Consider the following 8,239-nt stretch of genomic DNA (forward strand, 5'->3'; position numbering starts at 1 on the left):
GGAGGATGACCATGGGCTTCGGCAAGGGCTGCCACCTGCACCTGATCGACGGATCGGCCTATATCTTCCGCGCCTATCATCAGGCATCCGGAATGGAGATGAAGTACCGATATCGTTCTGACGGCACTCCGACCGGTGCGGTCCAACTGTTCTGCAACATGCTGTGGAGCCAAATCACCTCTACGAAGCGAGACGCCCCCACCCATGTCGCCGTCATCTTCGACCATTCGTCGGAAACCTTCCGCAACGCCATCTACCCGCTCTACAAGGCCAACCGCCCCGAACTGCCCGAAGACCTGCGCCCGCAATTCCCCCTGACGCGCGACGCCACCCGCGCCTTCAACATCGCCTGCATCGAAACCGAGGGGTATGAGGCTGACGACATCATCGCCACCCTCGCCGCCCGCGCCACCGAAGCAGGCGGCGACGTCACCATCATCTCCTCCGACAAGGACCTGATGCAGCTTGTCGGCCCCGGCGTGATGATGTTCGACCCGATGAAATCCCGCGCCATCGGCCCGGATGAGGTGTTCGAGAAATTCGGCGTCGCCCCCAACCGCGTCGTCGACGTGCAGGCCCTTTCCGGTGACTCGGTCGACAACGTCCCCGGCGCGCCCGGCATCGGGATAAAGACCGCCGCCCTGCTGATCCAGGAATATGGCGACCTCGACACCCTCCTCGCCCGCGCCGGCGAAATAAAACAACCCAAGCGCCGCGAATCCCTGATCGACAATGCCGACCAGATCCGCATCTCGCGCCAGCTCGTGCAGCTCAAGGCCGACACCCCGCTCGACGTCACGCTCGACGATCTCGAAGTCCGCACCCCCGAACCCGACAGGATCATGGAATTCCTCAACCGCATGGAATTCCGCACCCTCACCCGCCGCGTGGCCGACAGCCTGAAGATCGCGCCCCCCGCCCCCCTGCCCGAAAGCGCAGGCACCAACCCCAACCACCCGGAACCCACCGCCCCCGACCGCCTGCCCTTCGACCATGCGGGATACGAACCCGTCACCACCCCCGACGCTCTTCACGCATGGATCACCGCGATCCGCGACCACGGCACCGTGGCGGTAGACACCGAAACCACCTCGCTCGACGAAATGCGCGCCGAACTCGTCGGCATCTCCCTCTCCGTCACGCCCGGAAAGGCGGCCTATATCCCCCTCACCCACCGCTCCGGCACGGACGACCTTTTCGGCACCTCGCAACTCGCCCCCGGCCAGCTTCCGCTGGATGACGTGCTGGCCGCGCTGAAACCCGTTCTGGAAGACCCCGCGATCCTCAAGATCGGCCAGAACATGAAATACGACTGGAAGATCTTCGCCCGCCACGGCATCCGCATCACCCCCTTCGACGACACGATGCTCATGTCCTCGGCGCTTCACGCGGGCCTGAACTCCCACGGCATGGACACGCTGTCGGAAACCCATCTGGGCCATACGCCCATCCCGATCAAATCCCTGCTCGGCACGGGCAAATCCGCCATCACCTTCGACCGCGTCGCCATTCCCGATGCCGTGAAATACGCCGCCGAAGACGCCGACATCACCCTCCGCCTCTGGCAGCATTTCAAACCGCAACTCCACCGCGCGGCTGTCACCACCGTCTACGAAACCCTCGAACGCCCCCTCGTCCCCGTCCTTGCCGAAATGGAAATGGCAGGCGTGCAGGTGGACCGCGACACGCTGTCCCGCATGTCCAACGCCTTTGCGCAAAAGATGGCGGGGCTGGAGGCGGAAATCCAAGAAATCGCAGGCGAACCCTTCAACGTGGGCTCGCCCAAGCAACTGGGCGAAATCCTCTTCGACCGGATGCAGGTTCCCGGCGGGGCCAAGGGCAAGACGGGCGCCTATGCCACCGGCGCCGACATCCTCGAAGACATCACGACACTCGAAGACACCCACCCGCAGGCCGCGCGTCTTGCTGCCCTCGTCCTCGACTGGCGGCAGATCGCGAAACTGAAATCCACCTATACCGACGCGCTGCAGGACCACATCCACCCCGAAACGGGCCGCGTCCACACCTCCTATTCCATAACCGGGGCGGTGACGGGCCGCCTTTCCTCCACCGACCCCAACCTGCAGAACATCCCCGTCCGCACGGAAGAAGGCCGCCGCATCCGCGAGGCTTTCGTCGCGCCCAAAGGCCGCCTCCTCGTCTCTCTCGACTACTCCCAGATCGAACTCCGCATCCTCGCCCACATCGCCGACATCCCCGAACTGCAACAGGCCTTCCGCGACGGGCTCGACATCCACGCGCTCACCGCATCGGAAATGTTCAACGTCCCGCTCGACCAGATGACCCCGGACATCCGCCGTCAGGCCAAGGCCATCAACTTCGGCGTGATCTACGGCATTTCCGGCTTCGGCCTCGCCCGCAACCTCCGCATCCCAAGGGCCGAGGCGCAGGGCTTCATCGACCGCTACTTCCAGCGCTTCCCCGGCATCAAGGGCTACATGGACAGCACGATCAAGGACGCGCAGGCGCGCGGCTTCGTCACCACGCTCTTTGGCCGCAAGATCCACACGCCCGAAATCAACGCCAAGGGGCCGACCGCAGGCTTCGCCAAACGCGCCGCGATCAACGCCCCGATCCAGGGGACAGCGGCAGACGTCATCCGCCGCGCCATGATCCGCATGCCCACAGCCATTGAAGGCCTCCCCGCGCGGATGCTGCTGCAGGTCCATGACGAACTCCTGTTCGAAGTGGACGAAGACGCCGCCCCCACCCTCGCCGCCCGCGCGAAAGAGGTGATGGAATCCGCCGCCCACCCCGCCGTCCACTTCAAGGTTCCCCTGATTGTCGAGGCAGGCCAGGGCCGCACCTGGGCCGAGGCGCATTGACATGAATGGCGCGGCCTTCCTCGCCGCTCCGCTCGCCGTCCAGCTTCATGCGCTGGCCGCCCTCGCCGCCCTCGCCCTCGGCACGGTCCAGCTGCTTGCCCCCAAGGGGACGCTGCCCCATCGCACGACGGGCTGGCTCTGGGTCGCGCTGATGACGCTCGCCGCGCTCTCCTCCTTCGTCTTCGTCTGGGGTCCGGGCTTCGACGGGCTCGGCCCCATCCACATCCTCTCCGTTGTGACGCTCGTCTCGCTCGCGGGCTTGGTGCGCGCCGCCCGGACGGGCCGGATCGCGGCCCATCGCAGCGCCGCCCTCTGGCTCTTCATTGCTGCGCTCGTCATCACCGGGGCCTTCACCCTCTTGCCGGGCCGCCTCATGCATTGCGTGGCCTTAACCGCCCCCGGCACGATCTGCCAATTGGGGGGATCGTGATCCACCCGCCCCTTGCCAAATCAGGACCGCCTTGTCCCGGCCCCTCCCGCATCCACCGCGCGCCAGACGCCGTGCTGTCCGCCACCCGTCCCTCCCCCTTCACCGCCATTGCCGATCAGGGCCGCAACCGGGCAGGTCTGCCATGAAACACCCCGCCCCCCTCACCTTCGCCACGCAGGACGAATGGAACTTCTGGCTCTCCATGCGCCATGACAAGGCGGCCGAGGTCTGGCTGCGCCTGCCGAAGAAATCCGCGGGCGAAACCTCCATCGACCGTGACCAGGCCCTGGAAGAGGCGCTGGTCTGGGGATGGGTCGATGCGCAGTCGAAACCCGATGGCCCCCATCACATGCTCCACCGCTTCACCCCGCGCCGCCCGGCCAGCCCCTGGTCACCCAAGGCCCGCGCCACGGCGGAACGGCTGATCGCGGGCGGCTGGATGGAAGCGCCGGGTCTGGCCGAAGTCACCCGCGCCCAGGCCGATGGCCGCTGGGACGCCGCCCATGCGGCGGAAGCACCCAGCCAGATCCCCGACGATTTCCTCACCGCCCTCGCCGCCGCACCCGAGGCCGCACAGGCCGCCTTTACCGCCCTGCCGCCCAAACCCCGCGCGGCGCTGGCCTTCCGTCTCGCCACCGCCAAGTCGCCCAAGGCCCGCGCCCGCCGCATCGCCGAATTCATCGCCTCCCTCACCACGACCCCGCCCCGATGATCCACACCTGGCCCGACCTCCGCGCCTTCGCCCTCGGCCTCTCCCTCCCCGAGGTCACCCTCGCCACCCCCTGGGGGCATGAGGCGCTCAAGGCCCATGGCAGGCTCTGGTGCTACTGGTCCGCCTATGAAGACGCCGCCGTCTTCAAGGCCGACCGGGACGAACGCGAAATGCTGATGCAGGCCGATCCCGACACCTTCTTCCTGCACCCGCACTACGCCCCCCACCCCCTCGTCCTCGTCCGCGCGGGCCGGATCGACGAAGACTGGGCCCGCGCCCGCCTCATCCGCCAATGGCGCGACGCCGCCCCGAAGCGCTGGCTCAAGGCCTGGGACGCCCGCCACCCGCAGCCCTGACCCTGCCCCTTCATCTTGGCCCAAATACCCATCTGCCCCATCGCCTCCCCGAGCAACGCGTCCCGTCCCGCGCCCCCCATCCCGGGCCTGACAAGGGACCTCCCCCATCCCCCCACAGCACCCGCACCACCCAAACGCCCCGCCACCCGCAGCCCTGACCCTGCCCCTTCATCTTGGCCCAAATACCCATCTGCCCCATCCCCACCCCGCGCAACGCCGCCCGTCCCGCGCCCCCCCGTCCCGGGCCTGACCCGGGACCTCCGCCATCCCCCCACAGCCCCGCACCAGACAGGCTCCCCGCCTCGCCTCCGGGCGGGTGACATGCGCCACGAGAAGATGTTCCCAAAAGATGAACGCCCCCTCTCCCCGGCGCGCGCTGCGTGCATACGCCCTGCTGCACTGCCCGTCTGCACCGGGCGCTGCACGCCGTTCCGGGGGGAAGGACGGCGCGAACAGGCCCCTCAGTCCCGCTCGACGCGCAGCTGAAAGCAGTTGTTCCGCGCCGACCGGACATGCACGAATTCCACATCCGCCCGCGCCAGCAACTCCGCCGCCCGCGCCGGAATCCGCGCCGTCTCCACCACGCCCCCGGTGCCATAGACGATCCGCTCATCCGCCCCGTAGCCCCGGACGATGTAATCGGAAGAAGCAAGGATTTCAGGCAGTTCCGCCCCACCCCCCGCCTCACATTGCGCTGCGCACAGGAAGATCGGCCCCGTCTCGGCATAGGGCTGCAAGCTGGCAAAGGGCCTGTGCGCCAGCACCAGCATCGCCGCCCCTTCCGGGATCATCCGCAGGCAATGCCGGCAGGGATTGCCACCCCCCTCAGACACCCGCCGCTCTGGCAAAAGCCCATAGGAATCAACGCCATCCGCCTGATAGGCGCGGACGATCTCGGTCGGTATCGGAACAAATCTCGGCATTGGAACCTCCCTCCGGAAGGCCCCACCCTGCCGCCCGGACCGCCGCTCTGGCGACCCGTTCCTTGCGCTTTCAATCGCGCGACAGCATCCGCCCCAGGGGCGCCCCACCCAGGATATGCAGGTGGTAATGCGGCACTTCCTGCCCCCCATGCCCCCCCGCATTGGTGATCCCCCGATACCCCGCCCCGCCATCGCCAAGGCTCACCCCCAGCATCGCGCAGACACTCGCCGCCGTGCGGTGGAAATCCACGATCTCGGCATCGCTGGCCTCGGCGCAGAAGTGATCGAAGGTCACATAGGGCCCCTTCGGAATCACCAGCACATGCTGCGGCGCCTGCGGGTTGATGTCGTGAAAGGCCAGCGTATGCTCGGTCTCGATCAGCGTCTTGTTGGGGATCTCGCCGCGCAGGATGCGGGCGAAGATATTGGTCTGGTCGTAGCTATGGGCCATGGTCTCAATCCACGAAAAGGTGTCCTGTCGCCGCGATCTCTCGCGCCTTTTCGACAGGAATATCAAGGAATTCCGCCAAAGGCAGGGTGTTTTCATCCACGCTCGCGCTTTGCCGGATGCGGTGGAAGCCGGGGAAGTTCGCATCCCGGATCCGGTCGCTTTCGAACTTCACGTCATAGCGGATCGTGGGCAGCAGCCGGTCGATGGTCTCCTTCGGCGTCCGGTCCCCCGCCAGACCAACGCGCCGCGCATGGCCGACCAGATAGTCATCGGTGAAATCGCATTCGATCTCCAGCAATCGAACCTGCGCCTTGTCGTTATAGAAATCCTGCATCAGATCCACATTCGCCGGATCAATGCAGAACAACAGCCGGTCCGATTGCCAGTAATCGAACAGCATCCTGACCAGCGCCCGCCGGTGCCGCGTCCGCTTTTCCAGGGTCGTCTGGATGCCGCCCAGATCGGGCAGCGGGGTCGATCCTTCGTTGAACAGATAGTCCATCGCGGGCAGGTTCGTGACATCCCGCACCCGCTCCACCAGACGCTTGGCGACATGCCACTTCTTGCAGGTCACCATCATCAGCGTCCGCTCGCGCCCCAGCGTCGACTCCCGCTCCCAGAAGCGCGGCGCGAACCGCCGCCCGACGCGCCCCCGCCCGGTCAGGAACCGGAACAGGCTGCGCCCCTCGTTCGATATGGTGAACCGCACGCCCCTGGCCGCATAAAGCTTGCCAAGCCGCTCCTTCAGATCCTTCGCATCCGGCGAGATCTTCCGCGCGAAAAGATAATCCTGGCTGACCAGCAAGTCATAGTGATCATTATAGAATGTCACCGGCATCCCGTAATCGGTGAACATCAGGAAGGTCAGCGTCCGCGACCGGATCTCCGCCTCTGGCACCAGATGGCGCACGAGGGTCTGGAAAAATGTCTCATCCGGGATCCAGGTCGTCCGGAAAAAGCGCATCACATCCTTTCGAAGCCTGCAGAAATCCAGCACCGCCTCGACGGTGCGCCGCCGCAGGCACCACCATTGGCTGCCGATCTGCATCTGGATGTCCGAAGGGATCTGCCGCGCCAGGCCCAGCTTCTGCTGCAGATGCATGGATCCGTAGAAAAGCCGCTTGTGCGTGCGTTCGTTGAACCAGTGCCGGTAGATCAGCCGCTCTTCCTTGATCCCCGTCTTGATCCAGTCCGAGGTGAAGAAATCGAAGCTTTCGATATAGTCGACCTCTTCCCTGTCCAGAAAGGCATGGGCGAACTCGGCCGACTTGATCGGCATGCAGTCCCCTGAAAGCATGTAGAAATGCGTCGCATGCGGAAAGGCATCCACCGCCGATTGCACCGCCAGCAGCGTCGCCTCCACAAGCGACCATGCCCCCCAGCCACACTTGATCCGCTTGCGCGCGAAAGTCACCGAAGGATTTGCCGCCAAGGCCGTTCGAATGGCCTCGAACGCCTCGCGCGGGGCGCGGGCATCGAAATGGATCGACACGAAATCCCCCGTCGCCGTCAGGCGTTGCGCCTGGGCGATGATGCCTTCGGGATCCTTGTGACACAAAAGAATATAGGCGATCTTTGCCATGGAACCGGGTGCCCTACGGTGCGCTATGTGTCACTGACTGGACAAATAACATCAACGGTCATTGAATAGACAGGATTTCTTTGCTTTTTTGTGGCCGTTGGGTCAAGGGCACGTCAGATCGCCCGGTGTCGGAGGCAGTTTGTAAAATGGGTTTCCCTGGAACCTGGATGACGGAAAGCGAAAGCGTGGTCTATCGCGTGGTGCCGAAATGCGCCTGCTCTTCCATCGGCCAGATCATGTTTTATTCCGATCACGGGCGTTTCTACGATGGCGACATCCATGACTCGACCACCGGCCTGCACAAATGGGCGCAGGACGAAAGCCAGAAGCTGATCGAGACGAATGTGAAGGCGCACAAATCCTTTGCCTTCACCTGCGTGCGCAACCCCTATACGCGCATCCTGTCCTCCTTCTTCGACAAGATCTGCGGCATCCAGCGCAACGGCAAACGCTATCGCGGCAACCTCGTGCCCATGCTGGTGCAGAAATACGGGGTTCAGGTCGGCGGCGATGACGGCAAGCAGGACTTCGACCAGATCGCCTCGTTCCGCCGTTTCCTGCTCTTCGCCCGCGACACCATCCGCTTCAAGAAGCCGATGGAGCCGGACATCCACTGGTCCGCCATGTCAGGCCATATCTCCACCTTCATCGTGAATGGCGGGCGCTACGATCACATTTTCTTCACCGAAAAGTTCGATGACGGCATGCAGGTCGTGCTGAACAACATCAAGACCCGCCACAAGATCAACCTGAAGAAGATCCCGAAATTCAACGAAAGCGAAGGGCACGGTCCGAAACGGTTGCACCCGGTCGAGGATTACTTCGACGATCTGTCCCACCACCTGATGTGGGAAATCTACAAGCAGATATCCGCCTGGTGAGGCAACCTCGCCCGCGCTGTGCTTCTCGAACACAAGTGCAAACGCAGCCGTGGCCACC

Annotated in this window: 7 protein-coding genes and 1 pseudogene; 5 read left to right on the forward strand and 3 right to left on the reverse strand. The window is 64.7% G+C overall.

Annotation, left to right across the window (positions count from 1 at the left end):
• The first annotated feature begins 11 nt into the window (after positions 1 to 11).
• The 4 genes from polA to G5V65_RS06465 all read left to right on the forward strand — a co-directional run bounded on the left by polA (position 12) and on the right by G5V65_RS06465 (position 4,344).
• Positions 12 to 2,846 (forward strand): DNA polymerase I, encoded by a 2,835-nt coding sequence (polA, locus tag G5V65_RS06450; RefSeq protein ID WP_165048137.1) that lies wholly within the window; start codon positions 12 to 14, stop codon positions 2,844 to 2,846.
• Position 2,847: 1 nt separating this feature from the next.
• Positions 2,848 to 3,276, forward strand: coding sequence for a DUF2306 domain-containing protein (locus G5V65_RS06455; RefSeq protein WP_165048058.1), 429 nt, complete (start codon positions 2,848 to 2,850; stop codon positions 3,274 to 3,276).
• A 142-nt stretch (positions 3,277 to 3,418) separates the two neighbouring features.
• Entirely contained in the window at positions 3,419 to 3,988 is a 570-nt protein-coding gene (locus tag G5V65_RS06460) for a YdeI/OmpD-associated family protein (protein WP_165048060.1), read from the forward strand.
• Entirely contained in the window at positions 3,985 to 4,344 is a 360-nt protein-coding gene (locus G5V65_RS06465; protein ID WP_165048062.1) for an MmcQ/YjbR family DNA-binding protein, read from the forward strand. The genes G5V65_RS06460 and G5V65_RS06465 overlap by 4 nt, the downstream gene beginning before the upstream one ends.
• Positions 4,345 to 4,805: 461 nt before the next feature.
• Here the strand turns inward: G5V65_RS06465 and G5V65_RS06470 are convergent, their stop codons facing one another.
• From G5V65_RS06470 to G5V65_RS06480, 3 genes are all read right to left on the reverse strand, one after another.
• The gene (locus G5V65_RS06470) at positions 4,806 to 5,267 is read right to left on the reverse strand and encodes a DUF1203 domain-containing protein (protein ID WP_165048064.1); all 462 of its coding nucleotides are present in this window, start codon (positions 5,265 to 5,267) and stop codon (positions 4,806 to 4,808) included.
• A gap of 70 nt (positions 5,268 to 5,337) precedes the next feature.
• Complete coding sequence (locus G5V65_RS06475) at positions 5,338 to 5,718, reverse strand: HIT domain-containing protein (RefSeq protein ID WP_165048066.1); 381 nt, start codon at positions 5,716 to 5,718, stop codon at positions 5,338 to 5,340.
• Positions 5,719 to 5,722: 4 nt separating this feature from the next.
• Positions 5,723 to 7,300 carry a DUF5928 domain-containing protein gene (locus tag G5V65_RS06480; protein ID WP_165048067.1) on the reverse strand — a complete coding sequence of 526 codons (1,578 nt, stop codon included), beginning with the start codon at positions 7,298 to 7,300 and terminating at the stop codon, positions 5,723 to 5,725.
• A 146-nt stretch (positions 7,301 to 7,446) separates the two neighbouring features.
• On the opposite strand from G5V65_RS06480, the pseudogene G5V65_RS06485 reads away from it, so the two are divergent.
• A pseudogene (locus tag G5V65_RS06485) lies at positions 7,447 to 8,166 on the forward strand (sulfotransferase family protein); the annotation flags it as partial.
• Between the last annotated feature and the right edge of the window lie 73 nt (positions 8,167 to 8,239).

This window comes from Paragemmobacter kunshanensis, from assembly GCF_011059185.1.
GTDB lineage: Bacteria > Pseudomonadota > Alphaproteobacteria > Rhodobacterales > Rhodobacteraceae > Paragemmobacter > Paragemmobacter kunshanensis.